Raw genomic sequence first — 16,489 nt, 5'->3', positions numbered from 1 at the left:
GCCTGGCGGCACTAGCGCGGTGGTCCCACCTGACCCCATGCCGAACTCAGAAGTGAAACGCCGTAGCGCCGATGGTAGTGTGGGGTCTCCCCATGCGAGAGTAGGGAACTGCCAGGCTCCAATCAAGCAAAAAGCCCTGTACTGACGTACAGGGCTTTTTGCTGTCTGTGACAAAATTGTCTGGAACAATTTGAACGCCGTTTACGGCGGCCCCTCCGGGGCGAGTATCCGGATGATACGAGTAATTTACGCAATTTCCTCGTTATTTAAGCGATTCAGACCACACAAAACGCCTTTTACAGCCACAAAAAACCGATCCGGTACATACTTATGGTTGAAAAACCACCAAAGGCGCAATGCCAGGCAGGCTATATTATGGCTAAGAATACTATCTGTATTTGGTACGATCATGATGCGGAAGACGCCGCGCGTTTCTATGCTGCGACTTTTCCAGACAGTAGTGTGGGTGCCGTCATTCCAGCTCCTGGCGACTATCCGGATGGCAAAGCTGGCGACACAATAGTTGTCGAATTTGTCGTTGCGGGTGTGTCATGCATCGGCCTCAATGGTGGGCCTCACTTCAAACACAATGAAGCCTTCTCCTTTCAGATATCTACCGAAGATCAAGCAGAAACAGACCGCTACTGGAACGCCATTGTCGACAACGGTGGTCAGGAAAGCGAATGCGGTTGGTGCAAAGATAAATGGGGCGTCAGCTGGCAAATTACCCCACGCATACTTACTGAAGCCCTGGCCACGGGTGGAGACACTGCGAGGCGTGCTTTTGGTGCGATGATGTTGATGAAGAAAATAGACGTTACTGCTATCGAAGCGGCGATACGTGGTTGACGATCTGAATCGCACTGCTAATGGAGGCGGTGTATATTGCAGATGTTAATAGCAATACCATTGTCTCCGATATCTTTTTAACAGCTTAATGCTTTCCCATTCCCCAACTATCCTTCCCCACATTTCATCTAAAAACATAAAAGCATTAGCGATAATTTTTAATTATTTTATGTAATCGTCGCCGTTCGAAATACTGCTCCCATCAACGATACAGGAGCACTCATCATGGCAAAACGACATTCTCTCTGGCTGGCAGCGCTGGCCTTTATTGCAACGCCAGTCTTCGCGGTGGATGTAACCGTCGCGTACCAAACCTCCGCTGAACCGGCCAAAGTTGCGCAAGCTGATAATGCTTTTGCCAAAGATAGCGGCGCAAAAGTTGAATGGCGCAAGTTCGATAGCGGCGCGAGTGTAGTGCGGGCGCTGGCATCAGGTGATGTGCAGATTGGCAATATTGGCTCAAGCCCGCTGGCGGTAGCAGCAAGCCAGAACGTGCCAATCGAAGTCTTCCTTCTCGCTTCGCAGTTGGGGAACTCTGAAGCCCTGGTGGTGAAAAAAGGCATCACCAGCCCGAAAGATCTTATCGGCAAGCGTATCGCCGTACCGTTTATCTCCACCACGCATTACAGCCTGCTGGCGGCTCTGAAACATTGGGGCATCAAACCTGGCCAGGTGGAAATCCTTAACCTTCAGCCTCCAGCAATTATTGCGGCATGGCAGCGCGGCGATATTGACGGTGCTTATGTCTGGGCGCCAGCGGTTAACGAGCTGGAAAAAGATGGCACCGTGCTGACGGATTCTGCGCAAGTAGGCAAGTGGGGTGCACCAACACTGGATGTGTGGGTCGTGCGTAAAGACTTCGCTAAAGCGCATCCGGAAGTGGTTGAAGCCTTCGCTAAAAGTGCGCTTGCAGCACAGAAGAGCTATATCGATAACCCGGATGAATGGCTGAAACAGCCGGACAACTTGAGCAAGCTCTCCCGTCTGAGCGGCGTGCCAGAAAGCGATGTTCCGGTGTTGGTGAAGGGCAATACCTATCTCACCGCGAGCCAGCAAACTGAGCAGCTCAGTGGCCCGGTGAATAAAGCGATTGTCGATACCGCCCAGTTCCTCAAAGCGCAGGGCAAAGTCCCGGCAGTAGCGACGGATTACAGCCAGTTTGTCACCGATCGCTTCGTGAAAACGTTGGCGCAGTAAGGGGTTAGCCATGTTACAGGTTTCGCATTTAAGTGCAGATTATGATGGTAAAACGGTTCTCAACGACATCAATCTGACCGTAGACGAAGGCGAGTTACTGGTGGTCCTTGGCCCGTCCGGCTGCGGTAAAACCACGTTGCTGAACCTGATAGCGGGCTTTGTTCCTTATCACACCGGTAGCATCACGCTTGCGGGCAAACAGGTGACAGGGCCAGGTGCGGAGCGCGGCGTCGTCTTTCAGCATGAAGGGCTGCTGCCGTGGCGTACGGTTCTGGATAATGTTGCTTTTGGTCTGCAGCTGGCCGGGCAGCCTAAGCCCGCTCGCGAGGAAATCGCGCTCGATATGCTGCGCAAAGTTGGGCTGGAAGATAAAGCGAAACGCGCCATCTGGCAGCTCTCCGGCGGGCAGCGTCAGCGTGTCGGGATTGCCCGCGCGCTGGCCACTCGCCCACAACTTTTACTGCTTGATGAACCCTTTGGTGCGCTGGATGCATTCACCCGCGAACAAATGCAGACGCTGTTATTAAAGCTTTGGCACGAAAGCCGTCGACAGGTGCTGTTGATAACCCACGACATCGAAGAAGCGGTTTTCCTCGCGACTGAATTAGTGCTGCTGTCACCAGGGCCGGGACGCGTACTTGAGCGTTTACCGCTCGATTTTGGCCGCCGTTTCACAGAAGGCGAGCCATGCCGCAGCATCAAATCCGACCCTGAATTTATCGCCAAACGTGAGTACGTGTTGAGCCGGGTGTTTGAACAACGCGAGGGCTTCTTATGAGCATCGTCATTCAGGATAAAGCCCGCCGCAAACGGCTGGCATTGCACTGGCCGTTCTCGCGCCAGCTCACATTAAGTATTGCGACTGTCACGGCAATCGTGTTGCTGTGGTGGTGGGTAGCCGCGCAGCAATGGATCAGTCCACTGTTTTTGCCACCTCCAGGCCAGGTGCTGACCAAGCTGATTAGCATCGCCGGGCCACAAGGGTTTATGGACGCCACGCTCTGGCAGCATCTTGCCGCCAGCCTGCTGCGCATTCTCACGGCACTTTTAGCCGCCGTGCTGATTGGTATTCCGGTCGGTATTGCGATGGGGCTCAGCCCGACGGTGCGAGGGATTCTCGACCCGCTGATTGAGCTATATCGCCCGGTACCGCCGCTGGCTTATCTACCGCTGATGGTGATTTGGTTCGGCATCGGTGAAACCTCGAAAATCTTGCTGATTTATCTGGCTATTTTCGCCCCTGTTGCTATGTCGACCATGGCTGGGGTACGCAGTGCAAAACAGGTTCGTATTCGTGCCGCCGAAGCGCTGGGCGCATCACGTCTCCAGGTCGTGTGGCATGTGATTTTGCCCGGCGCACTGCCGGAAATCCTGACGGGTTTCCGTATCGGGCTTGGCGTGGGCTGGTCAACGCTGGTTGCCGCTGAGCTTATCGCGGCAACACGTGGATTAGGTTTTATGGTGCAGTCTGCCGGTGAATTTTTGGCAACGGACGTGGTGCTTGCGGGCATCGGTGTAATTGCCGTTATCGCATTTTGTTTAGAGCTGGGTTTGCGTGCCTTGCAGCGTCGTTTAACCCCATGGCATGGAGAAGGGCAATGAGTGAAAGAGTGAATATTACGCCACTGGGGCCTTACATTGGCGCGCAAGTCAGCGGTTTAACGCTGAGCCGGGGATTAACCGATAACCAGTTTGAGCAGCTTTACCATGCGCTGATTCGCCATCAGGTGCTGTTCCTGCGCGACCAGCCCATTACACCGGCACAGCAACGTACTCTGGCGCAGCGTTTTGGCGATCTGCATATCCACCCGGTTTATCCACATGCGGAAGGAGTGGAAGAGATAATCGTGCTGGATACGCACAACGATAATCCGCCGGATAACGATAACTGGCACACCGATGTGACGTTTATTGAGACGCCTCCTGCGGGAGCGATACTGGCGGCTAAGCTGATTCCGGAAACGGGCGGCGATACCTTATGGACCAGCGGTATTGCGGCCTATGAAGCGCTGTCGGAACCGTTCAAGCGTTTGCTGTCAGGATTACAGGCAGAGCATGATTTCAGTAAGTCATTCCCGGAATATAAGCATCTGCAGAGTGAGGACGATCATCAGCGCTGGCGCGAGGCGGTGATAAAAAATCCTCCACTGCTTCATCCGGTTGTCCGTACTCATCCAGTGAGTGGCAAACAGGCGCTGTTTGTTAATGAAGGGTTCACGACGCGGATTGTCGATCTTTCGCAAAAGGAGAGTGATGCGCTGCTCGCCTTCCTGTTTGCGCACGTTACAAAACCGGAATTTCAGGTGCGCTGGCGCTGGCAGGAAAACGATATTGCTATCTGGGATAACCGGGTCACACAGCATTATGCGAACGCTGATTACTTGCCGGCTCGCCGCATAATGAATCGCGCGACCATTCTTGGGGACAAACCTTTTTGGCGGGGATAACGGTATGTGGTGGATGACGTTGGCGCTTATCCACCCTACGTTTCAATTGTTTGTGGTGGATGACGCTGGCGCTTATCCACCCTACGTTTCAATTGTTTGTGGTGGATGACGCTGACGCTTATCCACCCTACGTTTCAATTGTTTGTGGTGGATGACGCTGGCGCTTATCCACCCTTCGTTTTAGTTATTTGTAGGTCGGATAAGCGAAGCGCCATCCGACACTTAATTACTTCGCTCTAACCTTTGCCGCGACCAACAAAGCCGTCAGCAGCATCAAACTGCCAGATAACACCAGCGGCGAATAAATGCCGAGGTTATCAAGTGCCAGCCCGCCAATTGCGGCACCGCAGGTGTTGGCTAACTGGATCACCGCAACCTGAATAGATCCCGCTTTTTCAGCTTGATCCGCCAAAGAGCGGGTGATCCATGTCGACCAGCCTACCGGGATCAGCGCGAATGCGAAGCCCCAGACAATGGCGATGGCTGAAGCGACAATTTTATCCGCCCCCCACAACACCAGAACCAGCGCGCTCAGTGCCAGTATCAGCGGAGCACAGGTCAGTGCTAATTTCAGCGAACGTTTAAGGAATACTGCGGAAAGCGAGGTTCCGACAAAGCTCGCGATACCAAAGCTCAGCAGCACCAGCGTCAGGCCATCTACGTCGAATCCGGCGAGCGTCATATACACAGGGCGAATGTAAGTGAAGAAGGCAAACTGCCCGGCAAATGTCATAAAGATGGCCGTCATACCCGCCAGCACGCCAGGGCGTTTGAGCAGGCCGAACATGTTTTGCTTATGCTGGGTCGATTCACCAGGAAGAGACGGAAGCGCTTTCCATACCCAAATAATGCAGGCCACACCCATCAGTGCCGCGCCATTAAACACGTTACGCCAGCCGATAATGCCACCTAAGAAACTGCCGAGCGGAGCCGCGATGACCAGGGCGATAGAGACGGCGCCAAAGATAACCGACAATGCTTTAGGGACCGTGCGTGTCGGAACCAGCCGCATCGTCAGGGATGCTGACATCGCCCAGAAACCGCCCAACGCGATGCCCAGGCAGGCGCGACCAATTAACAGCATGGTGAAGTTATTCGCAAACGAAACCAGCAAGCAGGAGAGGGTGAGCAGCACGGAGAACAGGATAACCACATAGCGCCTGTCGGTTGCGCGAATAATACTGGTCACGAACAAGCTCGCAAACATGGCGACAAAAGCGGTGACGGTCACTGACTGCCCGGCAAGCCCTTCAGAAATTCCCAGCTCTTGCGCCATTGGTGTCAGCAAACTTACCGGTAAAAACTCCACGGTAATCAGGCAGGCGACGCAAAATGCTACGGCAAATACCGCAGACCAGTTCGGTCGCGTCGTGACCCTCGGTTCGATTGTCCTTTCAATATGCTCACTCATTTCGTCACCTGGTGTCGTTTCTGCGATAAAGCCGCGTAGTGTAACACCATATTTGTGACGCATTTAACATTTTGGCAACTGGCCTGGCGTGTTCTAGTAATCCAGTTCCAGTGCAAAGCACAGATAGGCCATCAACTGGCTGCAATGCTGAAACTGCTGGGCACAGAAATTGACTGCACCTGGCTTGCACAGCTCTTCAAAGTCGATATTTTTCACCGCAATAAAGTCTTTGCGTTTTAATTCTGTTAACAAGGGATGAGTCTTATCGAAGCCTTTAGGCGGACGACTTAAGCTATCGCCATCCATGATAAACCCATGACTTTGCAACGCTTGTAACGCTTTCTGGTAAGCGTTGGGATTTTCATCAATACACATGCGAATGGCATTTAAGGCTTTTGATTCAGGGTGCCAGATGCCGGCCGCAATAAAACAGCCTTCCTCTGCTATATGCAGGTACAGCCCAGGCGCGTGGACGTCTTTGCCCTGGAAATGGCGAAACTGAATGCCGACATTGGTTTTGTAAGGTGTTTTATCTTTGCTGAAACGGCTATCTCGTTGCGGGCGCATCAAACTGCCACCGACTTTTTTCGGCACGGCGGTGAGCTTTGGCGACAGAGCAAGAATACTGGGCTGCATCTGTTCAATAAACCGTAGCGCAGGCGTTCTCACATTATTTTCGTATTCATCCTGATGCGCTTTGAACCAATCACGGGAGTTGTTTTGTGCAAGCTGTTTGAGAAATTGCAGGCTGGCTGCACTAAAAGTTGCACCAGTAGATACCGTGGACGTTGAGGTTTTCGTTGTTTGAGCATTCATTATTGATGGACCCTTATTAGAACCATTTAAGCGGCTACATCTGCGAGCTTAAGGATGGCGGATTTCTCTGTCTATCGATGTGAAACGTCTCCAACCTTAATATATTTTCCTCATATGTTAATGTTTTTTAAGCATTGGTGGTGCGGATCCGGATATGGGAGTGTAAGGCCTTAGCTTGCAAAAAGCTGGGACAACAAGGAAAAACTATGGCACACGCAATGACCTCTCATAAAAATAAGATCGCATCACTCGTTTTACTGGCACTGTCCGGCCTTTCCGCCACAGTGGCTCAGGCTGACCAACTGGCAGATATTCAAAAAGCAGGCGTCGTACGCGTCGCCACTTTTGATGCTAACCCGCCATTTGGCTCCATCGATGCTAAAACTCACGATATCGTTGGCTATGACGTTGATTTTGCGAAGGCTCTCGCAAAATCTCTTGGCGTAAAACTGGAGCTGGTGGCAACCAATCCAGCCAACCGCATTCCTTTGCTGCAATCTGGCAAAGTGGATCTGATCGTCGCTGATATCACCATCACGCCGGAGCGCGCGCAGGTTGTCGATTTCTCCACGCCTTATTTTGTGACGGGCCAGCAATTCCTGGTACCGGCAGCATCAGCAGATAAACTTGATGACTACGGGCATGATCGCATTGGTGCAGTAAAAGGCACCACCGGTGAGCAGACGCTGCATCAGCGTTTCCCATCCGCTCGCGTGCTTTCCTATGACGATATCCCACTGGCGCTGACTGCGCTGCGTAACGGCAACGTGCAAGCGATTACCCAGGACAGCACCATTCTGGCCGGTCTGTTGGCTGAAGCACCGGATAAAGCGAAGTTCAAAATTCTCCCTGATCTGCTCAGCAAAGAAGAGATTGGCGTCGGGGTGAAGAAGGGTGAAACGGCGCTGCTTAAAGCAGTTAACGGCGAGTTAGTGAAGCTTGAGCAAAACGGTGAAGCGACGAAGATATACGACAGCTGGTTCGGTCCAGGCAGCAAAACTCCCCAGCCACGCGGCTTTAAAATAGAAGCTCAGTAACATGGTGAGTGCCTTATTCAAACGATCCGCGGTTCAGGCCGCGGATTTTGCACATTTACAGGATGCCAGCGTGGAGTTTCGTCAGGCTGGCAAAAGTTACGACGAAAACCTGGTGCTGAAGTCCATCGACTTGAAAATTAACGCAGGAGAAGTGGTGGCGATTTGTGGGCCATCAGGCTCAGGTAAATCGACGTTAATCCGACTAATAAATCAGCTCGAACCGTTAAGTGCTGGGGACATTTTTATTGATGGCAAACCAACCCGGGATTTGCAGGGCAAAGCTCTGCGTGCCTTGCGTAGCCGCATCGGATTTGTATTCCAGCAGTTCAATCTGTATGCCCATCTCACCGCCGGGCAGAACATCACACTTTCACTGATGCATGTTCATGGCTGGGAACCTGATGAGGCTCAACAGCAGGCAGTAACGTTGTTGACTCGGGTCGGGCTTGCCGAGAAAGCACATCATTATCCTGCGCAACTTTCCGGCGGGCAGCAACAGCGTGTGGCCATCGCACGGGCTTTAGCATCCTCGCCGCAGATAATCTTGTTCGATGAACCCACTTCGGCACTGGATCCGGAAATGATCGGTGAAGTGCTGATGGTGATGAAATCTCTGGCCCACAGTGGCATTACGATGATTGTCGTCACCCATGAAATGCAGTTTGCACGGGAAATTGCCGATCGGGTGGTGTTTATCGATGGCGGCGAAATTCTTGAGCAGGCTCCTCCCGCGCGGTTCTTCGGCTCACCACAACATCCACGCACCAGGCGTTTTTTACAAAAGGTACTCGATCCTTTGCATGCCGGGTTTAAGGATGAATCATGAACTGGCACATAGACTGGACTGGAGTTCTGACAGGACAGCCGTTGCAGTGGATTATGTCCGGCTTTTTAACCACGGTCTGGGTCACCCTCGCCGGAGTACTGCTGGCAACAGCTTTAACACTATTAATACTCGGGTTGAGGCTTGCCGGAGGGCGCATCGGCAGGGCGGTGGTTGCGGTATGGGTCTCTGTGTTTCGCAATACGCCGCTGCTGGTGCAACTGCTGTTCTGGTATTTCGCCGCGTGGAATTTCCTCCCTCAGGAATTACGCGGGTTTATCAACGATGAACACAGCTGGTCGATACTGCCCGGAAATGTGTGGTGGCTCACTCCGGAGTTTATTTGCGCTGCCTGGGGGCTTGGGCTGTTTACTTCCGCATTTCTACTCGAAGAAATGCGCAGCGGGTTGCAGGCTGTACCTCAGGGACAGGTGGAAGCTGCGCTTTCGCAAGGATTCTCAGCCTGGTCCATCTACCGTTGGATCCTTCTTCCACAAGGGCTGAGGAATGCCTGGCAGCCGGTAGTGGGGCAGTATCTCAACTTGATGAAGCTCTCGTCGCTGGCTACCGGTATCGGCTTTGCGGAGCTGACCTATCAGGTCAGGCAAATCGAAAGCTACAACGCCCATGCACTGGAGGCATTTGCTGTGGGAACGGTGCTGTATCTGGCTTTGGGGCTGGTGATGGGTGGGCTGTTCGCCTGGCTTGGCCCGCGCCCGTCTGAACGTAAACGCCGGGTAGCTAAAGCGCTGAATAGTGAGGCACAGAATGATAGCTAATCTGACGGTGATTACCGATAACCTGGATTATCTGCTCTGGGGAAGAATGGCGCAGGATGAACCGGGCGGCGTAATGTTGACGCTGCTAATGGCGGCCGGAGCGGCGATACTCGCACTGGTGGGTGGCGTATTGCTGGCAGGAATCGCCTGGCGGTTTGATGGCGTTGTGAGGCGGCTACTGTTTATCTGGGCAGAATTCATTCGCGGTATTCCGCTTATTTTTGTGATTTTCTGGCTCTACTTCTTGCTGCCGATTATCACTGGTAGCGATTTACCCGGTGCGCTGACCGTAACTCTGGCGCTGGCGTGGTTTACGTCTGCTGCGGTGATGCACACTACTCTCGCGGGTTTAAAGGCTCTCCCGTCCGGGCAACGTGAAGCGGCGGTAGCTGGTGGATTGAATGGCTGGCAAATACTGCACCTGGTATTGTTACCGCAGGCGATGCGCAACGTCTTTCCTTCCTATGTGGGCCTGTTCATCGCGCTGCTTAAAGACACTTCGCTTGCGTTCATCGTCAATGTGCCAGAGCTAACCACAGTGGCGGGGCAGGTCAACAGCCGGGTACAGGTGTATCCAGCGGCCATCTTTATCTTTACGGGATTGGTGTATTACCTGCTGTGCAGCGGCTTGGGTTACCTGGTGTCTCGCTGGTATCGCCGACGCGGCACTGCTGCCAGCCCATCGCCACTCAAGATTTAGATAATAAAAAAGCCACCGTGAAAGGTGGCTTAATCATATGATTTTAAAGCTAAAATTTGGTGGCCCCTGCTGGACTTGAACCAGCGACCAAGCGATTATGAGTCGCCTGCTCTAACCACTGAGCTAAGGGGCCGTGGCGCAGGATTATAATGTATCTCTGAGCTTCAATCCAGTCATTGCGTGACATATGCTGGTTTTATAATCAACGCTTTATCAAACTCTTATACTTCCATTTCTGGTATTTCTTCAGGCTATTGGTTGAAAGCTAAAACCAGCTATGACTTTCTTGCAGATATAAAAAAACCCTCACGAGGAGGGTTTTTTGAAGGGCGATGTGATTAGTCGTCCAGGAAGCTACGCAGAACTTCAGAGCGGCTTGGGTGACGCAGTTTACGCAGTGCCTTCGCTTCGATCTGACGGATACGTTCGCGGGTAACGTCGAACTGTTTACCCACTTCTTCCAACGTGTGGTCGGTATTCATATCGATACCGAAACGCATACGCAGAACTTTTGCTTCACGAGCGGTCAGGCCAGCCAGCACGTCGTGCGTGGCATTACGCAGGCTCTCAGAAGTTGCAGAATCCAGTGGCAGCTCGAGGGTAGTATCCTCGATGAAATCACCCAGATGCGAATCTTCATCGTCGCCGATTGGCGTTTCCATGGAGATTGGCTCTTTCGCGATCTTCAGCACTTTACGGATTTTGTCTTCTGGCATCAGCATACGTTCAGCCAGCTCTTCCGGCGTCGGCTCACGGCCCATCTCTTGCAGCATCTGGCGCGAAATACGGTTGAGCTTGTTGATAGTCTCAATCATATGCACCGGAATACGGATGGTTCGCGCCTGGTCAGCGATGGAGCGGGTGATAGCCTGACGGATCCACCAGGTCGCATAAGTTGAGAACTTATAACCACGGCGATATTCAAACTTATCAACGGCTTTCATCAGGCCGATGTTACCTTCCTGAATCAAATCAAGGAACTGCAGACCACGGTTGGTGTATTTCTTAGCGATAGAAATAACCAGACGTAAGTTTGCTTCAACCATCTCTTTCTTCGCACGACGGGCTTTCGCTTCGCCGATGGACATGCGACGGTTGATGTCTTTGACCTGCTCAATAGTCAGGCCAGTTTCTTCTTCAATCTGTTGCAGTTTCTGCAAGCTGCGATGCACGTCGTCTGCGACATCATGCAGTTTTTCAGACCACGGCTTGTTCATTGCGATGGCAGCATTGAACCAGGTTTCGCTGGTTTCGTTGCCAGTGAACAGTGTGATGAAGTTTTTCTTCGGCATTTTGCACTGTTCAACACACATTCTCATGATTAGGCGTTCTTGCGTACGAACGCGATCCATCATGACGCGCATGCTATTTACCAGGTAATCGAATTGCTTCGGTACCAGGCGGAACTGTTTGAAGACTTCAGACAGTTGCAGGATTTCAGCAGCGGAATCTGCGTGTGCACGACCTTTCGCTTTAATCGTGTCGCGAGTTCTTTCGTACTGTGTACGCAGTTCGCCAAATTTCTCACGAGCGAGTTCAGGGTCGATGCTGTTGTCATCGTCTGCGTCGTCGTCTTCATCTTCCTCATCGTCACTATCACTGTTTTCTTCAGTTGTTAACTCAGAACCAATGTGAGTGGCGGTAGGGGCAAGATCTTCTTCTGCGTTCGGGTCAACAAAACCCGTGATCAAATCAGACAGACGCGCTTCTTCTGCTTCAACGCGATCGTACTGCTCAAGCAGATAAGTGATCGCTTCCGGATATTCGGCAACGGAACACTGAACCTGGTTGATACCGTCTTCGATACGCTTAGCGATATCGATTTCACCCTCACGGGTTAACAGCTCAACGGTACCCATTTCACGCATGTACATGCGAACCGGGTCAGTGGTGCGCCCGATTTCAGATTCTACGCTGGACAGTACTTGAGCGGCAGCTTCTTCCGCATCTTCGTCTGTGTTGTTTGAGTTTTCAGCAAGCAACAGGTCATCGGCGTCAGGTGCTTCTTCCATCACCTGAATGCCCATGTCATTGATCATTTGGATGATGTCTTCGATCTGATCGGAGTCGACGATATCTTCCGGCAGATGGTCATTGACCTCAGCATAGGTCAGATAGCCTTGCTCCTTACCACGTTGGACAAGAAGTTTAAGCTGTGACTGCGGGTTTTGCTCCATAAGACGGTATCCACACTTCAGTATTAGGGTTGGTGTCGGTCGGCGAAACCGCCAACAATAACGTAACGAGGGCTGACTTATTTTATTGCCGCTGCCCATCCTTGCGGCGTTCGGGTTTACCCGACGAATGTTCGGCAGTTAAGCCGCGAGTATTTACTTTTTCGCGCGTGATTCTGTTATCACACGGACTTCCTCACGTTCCGCAGGCGTAAGCCCTGTCGTTCTGGAACGTGCCATCAATTCTTCAAATCTCAACTCAAGTACTGAATCAAACATATGTTCCAGTGCATCGTTGAACGTTTTTTCTGCAATGTCCTTATCTGCTATATCGTCCCATGAAGAGAGTTTTTCAAGGGTGGCGGCTTCATTTGTGCCGCGATATAGCTCTAAAAGCTGCCCGGTGGTTAAACCCGGTTGTGCCAGGCAGGTATTCACCAGGTCAATAAAGAGTTTCAACCCTGGCAACTTTGCCTCTTCCATGCCATTTAGCGGCGGAACACTCGGTGCCAACTCTGGATTCTGAACCAGCAATCCTATCAGTATACGCATGGTTGTGCGTTTTAGCTGTGGAGCTGGGCGCGGGGTACTATTTTCCGCAAGCTTTGGCATCAGCTTTTCTAGCTGGCTATCGTCCAGAATACCCAGTTTATTGCCCAGTTCCTGACGCAAATAAATGCGCAAAGTTTCACCAGGCACCTGACTAATCAGGGGTAATGCAAGCGTGCTCAGTCGCGCACGGCCATCAGGAGAACTCAAATCGACCTGTGGCATCAGGCTATTAAAAAGAAACGTAGAAAGCGGCTGAGCATGCTCCATTCGCGCTTCAAATGCTTCTTTGCCTTCTTTACGAACCAGCGTGTCGGGGTCTTCACCGTCAGGCAGGAACATAAAGCGCAACTGACGTCCGTCCGTCATATAAGGTAGTGCAGTTTCCAGAGCGCGCCATGCGGCGTCTCGTCCTGCGCGATCCCCGTCATAACAACAGACAACGGTATCAGTCACCCTAAACAGCAGTTGGATGTGGTCGGCGGTGGTTGAAGTGCCTAATGAGGCAACGGCGTAAGAAATACCGTATTGTGCCAACGCCACAACATCCATGTAACCTTCCACAACCAGCAAACGCGAGGGTTCAGGCTGGCTCTGTTGGGCTTCATACAGGCCATAGAGCTGGCGGCCTTTATGGAAAATATCGGTTTCCGGGGAGTTGAGGTACTTTGGCAGGGCATCGCCCAGCACACGGCCACCAAAACCAATAACCCGGCCACGCTTGTCACGGATGGGGAACATCACCCTTTCGCGGAAGCGGTCGTAACTGCGCCCCTTGTCGTTCGTTACCAACATGCCTGCATCCGTCAGAGCCTGACGGTTTTCGCTATTGCCACCAAAACGCTTTAACACGTTGTCCCAACCGGGAGGGGCATAGCCAATGGCGAAGTGTTGAATAACTTCAGTACTTAAACCGCGCTGTGCCAGATACTGGCGAGCAGGTTCAGCTGATTGTTGAGCCAGGGATTGCTGATAAAAGGCGTTTAAGCCGTCCATCAATTGATACAGACTTTGCCGTTGATGACGTTCAATCTGGCTCGGTCCGCTACCTGCTTCGTAAGGCACTTCAAGATTATGCATTGCCGACAATTCTTCAACGCTTTCGACAAATTCAAGCTTGTCATAGTTCATTAAAAAATCGATGGCGTTGCCATGTGCCCCACAACCGAAGCAATGGTAAAACTGTTTTTCACCGTTTACGGTGAAAGAGGGGGTTTTTTCGTTATGGAACGGACAGCACGCATGATAGTTCTTGCCCTGCTTTTTAAGCTTAACACGCGCATCGATCAGATCGATGATGTCGGTGCGAGCCAGCAAGTCATTGATGAAAACACGTGGAATTCGTCCAGCCATAGGCCCCGTTTGGTACTCGCTTTCTTTCAATATTGCGATAAAACAGCGCTATGAAAGAGCAGAGTATGTCAGTTCATGAACGAAAATAAGCCGCGCATTCCTTTCGGAAGCACGGCCTTTACAACTACTACTGGTCTGTTTTGGAGGGTGGAACCTCCAGAATATTAGTACAGACGAGTGCGGCGTGCGTTTTCGCGAGCCAGTTTCTTCGCGTGACGTTTCACAGCAGAAGCTTTAGCGCGTTTACGTTCAGTAGTCGGTTTTTCATAGAACTCACGACGACGAACTTCCGCCAGAACACCTGCTTTCTCACAAGAACGCTTGAAGCGACGCAGTGCTACGTCGAATGGCTCGTTTTCACGTACTTTAATTACCGGCATTAACTCTCACCTTTGTAAATTCGGTTTGCCGCTGACTTAGGCGTCAGCTATTTCAAAATGGTGCGGAATTTTACTGCAACTACTGCTGCTTTGTAAAGCACCGGACAACCAGAAACCTGGCTTTTGAGGCCGGAATCTTCCAGGGGTGCGGATTATACACCACCTGCGAGCAATAGGTGAGCAAAGTTTTACAATGAGAGGCTGTAGGCTTAAACTTCGCCGCAAGACTTTGAGGTAGAGAAAGCCATGCGCGTACTGGGTATAGAGACTTCCTGTGATGAAACCGGCATTGCCATTTATGACGATGAGAAAGGGTTATTAGCTAATCAATTGTATAGTCAGGTGAAATTGCACGCTGACTACGGCGGCGTGGTGCCGGAGCTTGCCTCCCGTGACCATGTGCGCAAAACCGTGCCATTGATTCAGGCGGCTCTTAAAGAAGCAGGGTTAACCGCCAGCGATATTGATGGCGTCGCATATACCGCGGGCCCTGGACTGGTTGGTGCTCTGTTAGTGGGTGCAACGATTGGCCGCTCGCTCGCATTTGCGTGGGATGTCCCCGCTGTGCCTGTCCATCATATGGAAGGGCATTTGTTAGCCCCCATGCTGGAAGAAAACCCACCTGAGTTCCCATTTGTGGCGCTGCTGGTTTCTGGCGGTCATACGCAGCTGATTAGCGTGACGGGAATTGGGCAATACGAGCTTTTGGGTGAGTCCATTGACGACGCTGCCGGTGAAGCATTTGATAAGACAGCCAAACTTTTGGGACTGGATTATCCTGGTGGCCCAATGCTGTCAAAAATGGCCTCTGAGGGCACAGAAGGGCGCTTTACTTTCCCGCGTCCAATGACTGACCGTCCGGGCCTTGATTTCAGTTTCTCTGGCCTGAAAACTTTCGCGGCGAATACCATTCGTGGCAATGATGCTGATCCTCAGACGCGTGCTGATATCGCTCGCGCCTTTGAAGATGCGGTAGTGGATACCCTGGCGATTAAATGCAAGCGTGCGTTGGATCAAACCGGTTTTAAACGTCTGGTGATGGCGGGGGGCGTGAGTGCAAACCGCACACTGCGATCGCGTATGGCTGAGATGATGACTAAGCGCCGTGGCGAAGTCTTTTACGCGCGTCCTGAATTCTGTACCGATAACGGTGCGATGATTGCTTACGCGGGTATGATTCGTTTGAAAGCGGGAACGGCGGGTGAACTGAGCGTTACGGTTCGCCCTCGCTGGCCACTGGCAGAGTTGCCTGCGGCATAATCGCTAAGAGAACCGACGAAGAAGGAGTGAGCGATCACTCCTTTTTTTTGTCTTTATTTCTGCGAAGCTTCTTCCAGATCTTTGTTTCCTGGCCGCGCCACAAACGCTGGATGTTGTCATGATGGCGCATCAAAATCAGGCAGGAAAGCATCGCGACCGGGAAGGTGAACTGAGGTTTGAACCACCATACGTAGAACGGGGCAATCAGCGCACTGATAATGGCGCCCAGTGACGAGTAGCCGCTCAGTAGTACGCTTAGAAGCCAGGTTCCTGCCATTACGCCGGTTAAATCCCAGCCGATGGGGGCGATAGCACCAAAAGCCGTTGCAACGCCTTTACCACCATGGAAGTTAAAAAATACAGGCCAGATATGACCAATACAGGCGGCGATGGCGATAAGCCCCAGCCAGAAAGGTGTCACTCCGAGTGCGTAAGCCGCCCAAACCGGTAACATTCCTTTGAGAACGTCAAAAATCAGTACCGCTACGGCTGCGCCTTTACCGCCAATTCGCAAGACATTGGTCGCACCTGGATTACCGGAGCCGTTATCTCGAGGGTCGGGAAGACCGGCAACTCGGCAGACCAGAATGGCGCTAGAAATTGAGCCGCAAAGATACGCAAGCAGGATCATGCCAGGCGCGATTGCACTCATAACGCTGTTCCATTTTGAAAGTGTCGTTGTATTCTCTGCATCTGTGGATAATACGCATATTT

16 protein-coding genes, 1 tRNA gene and 1 rRNA gene are annotated in these 16,489 nt (G+C 52.0%); 11 read left to right on the top strand and 7 right to left on the bottom strand.

All coding sequences use genetic code 11. The annotated features are described in order from the left end of the window. Position 1: 1 nt before the first annotated feature. The 6 genes from rrf to tauD all read left to right on the top strand — a co-directional run bounded on the left by rrf (position 2) and on the right by tauD (position 4,493). Positions 2-117, top strand: a 5S ribosomal RNA gene (rrf, locus tag WBL83_RS19935). A gap of 258 nt (positions 118-375) precedes the next feature. After that, positions 376-849, top strand: coding sequence for a VOC family protein (locus WBL83_RS19930; RefSeq protein WP_424590748.1), 474 nt, complete (start codon positions 376-378; stop codon positions 847-849). 225 nt (positions 850-1,074) lie between these two features. After that, on the top strand, positions 1,075-2,046 hold the full coding sequence (gene tauA, locus WBL83_RS19925) for a taurine ABC transporter substrate-binding protein (protein ID WP_424590747.1): 972 nt from the start codon (positions 1,075-1,077) through the stop codon (positions 2,044-2,046). Positions 2,047-2,056: 10 nt separating this feature from the next. Next, positions 2,057-2,824, top strand: coding sequence for a taurine ABC transporter ATP-binding subunit (tauB, locus tag WBL83_RS19920; RefSeq protein ID WP_424590746.1), 768 nt, complete (start codon positions 2,057-2,059; stop codon positions 2,822-2,824). Next, complete coding sequence (gene tauC / locus WBL83_RS19915) at positions 2,821-3,648, top strand: taurine ABC transporter permease TauC (protein ID WP_424590745.1); 828 nt, start codon at positions 2,821-2,823, stop codon at positions 3,646-3,648. The genes tauB and tauC overlap by 4 nt, the downstream gene beginning before the upstream one ends. Continuing rightward, positions 3,645-4,493 carry a taurine dioxygenase gene (tauD, locus tag WBL83_RS19910; RefSeq protein WP_424590744.1) on the top strand — a complete coding sequence of 283 codons (849 nt, stop codon included), beginning with the start codon at positions 3,645-3,647 and terminating at the stop codon, positions 4,491-4,493. Before tauC ends, tauD begins: the two co-directional genes overlap by 4 nt. A 226-nt stretch (positions 4,494-4,719) precedes the next feature. On the opposite strand, the gene nepI is transcribed toward tauD, so the two are convergent. Together nepI and WBL83_RS19900 are read right to left on the bottom strand one after the other, a co-directional pair. Beyond that, a complete protein-coding gene (gene nepI, locus WBL83_RS19905; protein ID WP_424590743.1) occupies positions 4,720-5,904 on the bottom strand; it encodes a purine ribonucleoside efflux pump NepI in 1,185 nt (394 codons plus the stop codon). A 93-nt stretch (positions 5,905-5,997) separates the two neighbouring features. Further along, complete coding sequence (locus WBL83_RS19900) at positions 5,998-6,720, bottom strand: DUF2461 domain-containing protein (protein WP_424590742.1); 723 nt, start codon at positions 6,718-6,720, stop codon at positions 5,998-6,000. Positions 6,721-6,938: 218 nt separating this feature from the next. Here WBL83_RS19900 and WBL83_RS19895 point away from each other — a divergent pair, with 218 nt between their 5' ends. The 4 genes from WBL83_RS19895 to WBL83_RS19880 are packed head-to-tail and all read left to right on the top strand — an operon-like array spanning position 6,939 to position 10,059. Then, a complete protein-coding gene (locus WBL83_RS19895) occupies positions 6,939-7,757 on the top strand; it encodes an ABC transporter substrate-binding protein (RefSeq protein WP_424590756.1) in 819 nt (272 codons plus the stop codon). Between the two features lies 1 nt (position 7,758). Further along, complete coding sequence (locus WBL83_RS19890) at positions 7,759-8,583, top strand: amino acid ABC transporter ATP-binding protein (protein ID WP_424590741.1); 825 nt, start codon at positions 7,759-7,761, stop codon at positions 8,581-8,583. After that, the gene (locus WBL83_RS19885; RefSeq protein WP_424590740.1) at positions 8,580-9,359 is read left to right on the top strand and encodes an amino acid ABC transporter permease; all 780 of its coding nucleotides are present in this window, start codon (positions 8,580-8,582) and stop codon (positions 9,357-9,359) included. The genes WBL83_RS19890 and WBL83_RS19885 overlap by 4 nt, the downstream gene beginning before the upstream one ends. Continuing rightward, on the top strand, positions 9,349-10,059 hold the full coding sequence (locus tag WBL83_RS19880) for an amino acid ABC transporter permease (protein ID WP_424590739.1): 711 nt from the start codon (positions 9,349-9,351) through the stop codon (positions 10,057-10,059). Before WBL83_RS19885 ends, WBL83_RS19880 begins: the two co-directional genes overlap by 11 nt. Before the next feature lie 57 nt (positions 10,060-10,116). Here the strand turns inward: WBL83_RS19880 and WBL83_RS19875 are convergent. The 4 genes from WBL83_RS19875 to rpsU all read right to left on the bottom strand — a co-directional run bounded on the left by WBL83_RS19875 (position 10,117) and on the right by rpsU (position 14,515). Continuing rightward, positions 10,117-10,192, bottom strand: a tRNA-Ile gene (locus tag WBL83_RS19875). 205 nt (positions 10,193-10,397) lie between these two features. Next, entirely contained in the window at positions 10,398-12,236 is a 1,839-nt protein-coding gene (gene rpoD / locus WBL83_RS19870) for an RNA polymerase sigma factor RpoD (RefSeq protein WP_424590738.1), read from the bottom strand. A gap of 153 nt (positions 12,237-12,389) precedes the next feature. Further along, the gene (gene dnaG, locus WBL83_RS19865; RefSeq protein ID WP_424590737.1) at positions 12,390-14,135 is read right to left on the bottom strand and encodes a DNA primase; all 1,746 of its coding nucleotides are present in this window, start codon (positions 14,133-14,135) and stop codon (positions 12,390-12,392) included. A gap of 164 nt (positions 14,136-14,299) precedes the next feature. Further along, positions 14,300-14,515, bottom strand: a complete 216-nt coding sequence (gene rpsU, locus WBL83_RS19860; protein WP_001144069.1) for a 30S ribosomal protein S21 — start codon at positions 14,513-14,515, stop codon at positions 14,300-14,302. A 246-nt stretch (positions 14,516-14,761) separates the two neighbouring features. Here rpsU and tsaD point away from each other — a divergent pair, with 246 nt between their 5' ends. Beyond that, entirely contained in the window at positions 14,762-15,775 is a 1,014-nt protein-coding gene (gene tsaD, locus WBL83_RS19855) for a tRNA (adenosine(37)-N6)-threonylcarbamoyltransferase complex transferase subunit TsaD (RefSeq protein ID WP_424590736.1), read from the top strand. A gap of 34 nt (positions 15,776-15,809) precedes the next feature. On the opposite strand, the gene plsY is transcribed toward tsaD, so the two are convergent. Continuing rightward, the gene (gene plsY, locus WBL83_RS19850; RefSeq protein WP_424590735.1) at positions 15,810-16,427 is read right to left on the bottom strand and encodes a glycerol-3-phosphate 1-O-acyltransferase PlsY; all 618 of its coding nucleotides are present in this window, start codon (positions 16,425-16,427) and stop codon (positions 15,810-15,812) included. Between the last annotated feature and the right edge of the window lie 62 nt (positions 16,428-16,489).

Origin of the sequence: Buttiauxella sp., assembly GCF_049686335.1 — a bacterium.
Classification (GTDB): Bacteria; Pseudomonadota; Gammaproteobacteria; order Enterobacterales; family Enterobacteriaceae; genus Buttiauxella.
This window is presented reverse-complemented; position numbering and strand designations above follow the sequence as displayed.

Coding starts and splice junctions, on each gene's coding strand:
- WBL83_RS19880 (WP_424590739.1), top strand. CDS start 9,349: ATGATAGCTAATCTGACGGTGATTACCGATAACCTGGATTATCTGCTC.
- dnaG (WP_424590737.1), bottom strand. CDS start 14,135: ATGGCTGGACGAATTCCACGTGTTTTCATCAATGACTTGCTGGCTCGC.
- plsY (WP_424590735.1), bottom strand. CDS start 16,427: ATGAGTGCAATCGCGCCTGGCATGATCCTGCTTGCGTATCTTTGCGGC.
- WBL83_RS19895 (WP_424590756.1), top strand. CDS start 6,939: ATGACCTCTCATAAAAATAAGATCGCATCACTCGTTTTACTGGCACTG.
- rpoD (WP_424590738.1), bottom strand. CDS start 12,236: ATGGAGCAAAACCCGCAGTCACAGCTTAAACTTCTTGTCCAACGTGGT.
- WBL83_RS19930 (WP_424590748.1), top strand. CDS start 376: ATGGCTAAGAATACTATCTGTATTTGGTACGATCATGATGCGGAAGAC.
- tauB (WP_424590746.1), top strand. CDS start 2,057: ATGTTACAGGTTTCGCATTTAAGTGCAGATTATGATGGTAAAACGGTT.
- rpsU (WP_001144069.1), bottom strand. CDS start 14,515: ATGCCGGTAATTAAAGTACGTGAAAACGAGCCATTCGACGTAGCACTG.
- nepI (WP_424590743.1), bottom strand. CDS start 5,904: ATGAGTGAGCATATTGAAAGGACAATCGAACCGAGGGTCACGACGCGA.
- tauA (WP_424590747.1), top strand. CDS start 1,075: ATGGCAAAACGACATTCTCTCTGGCTGGCAGCGCTGGCCTTTATTGCA.
- tsaD (WP_424590736.1), top strand. CDS start 14,762: ATGCGCGTACTGGGTATAGAGACTTCCTGTGATGAAACCGGCATTGCC.
- tauC (WP_424590745.1), top strand. CDS start 2,821: ATGAGCATCGTCATTCAGGATAAAGCCCGCCGCAAACGGCTGGCATTG.
- WBL83_RS19885 (WP_424590740.1), top strand. CDS start 8,580: ATGAACTGGCACATAGACTGGACTGGAGTTCTGACAGGACAGCCGTTG.
- tauD (WP_424590744.1), top strand. CDS start 3,645: ATGAGTGAAAGAGTGAATATTACGCCACTGGGGCCTTACATTGGCGCG.
- WBL83_RS19900 (WP_424590742.1), bottom strand. CDS start 6,720: ATGAATGCTCAAACAACGAAAACCTCAACGTCCACGGTATCTACTGGT.
- WBL83_RS19890 (WP_424590741.1), top strand. CDS start 7,759: ATGGTGAGTGCCTTATTCAAACGATCCGCGGTTCAGGCCGCGGATTTT.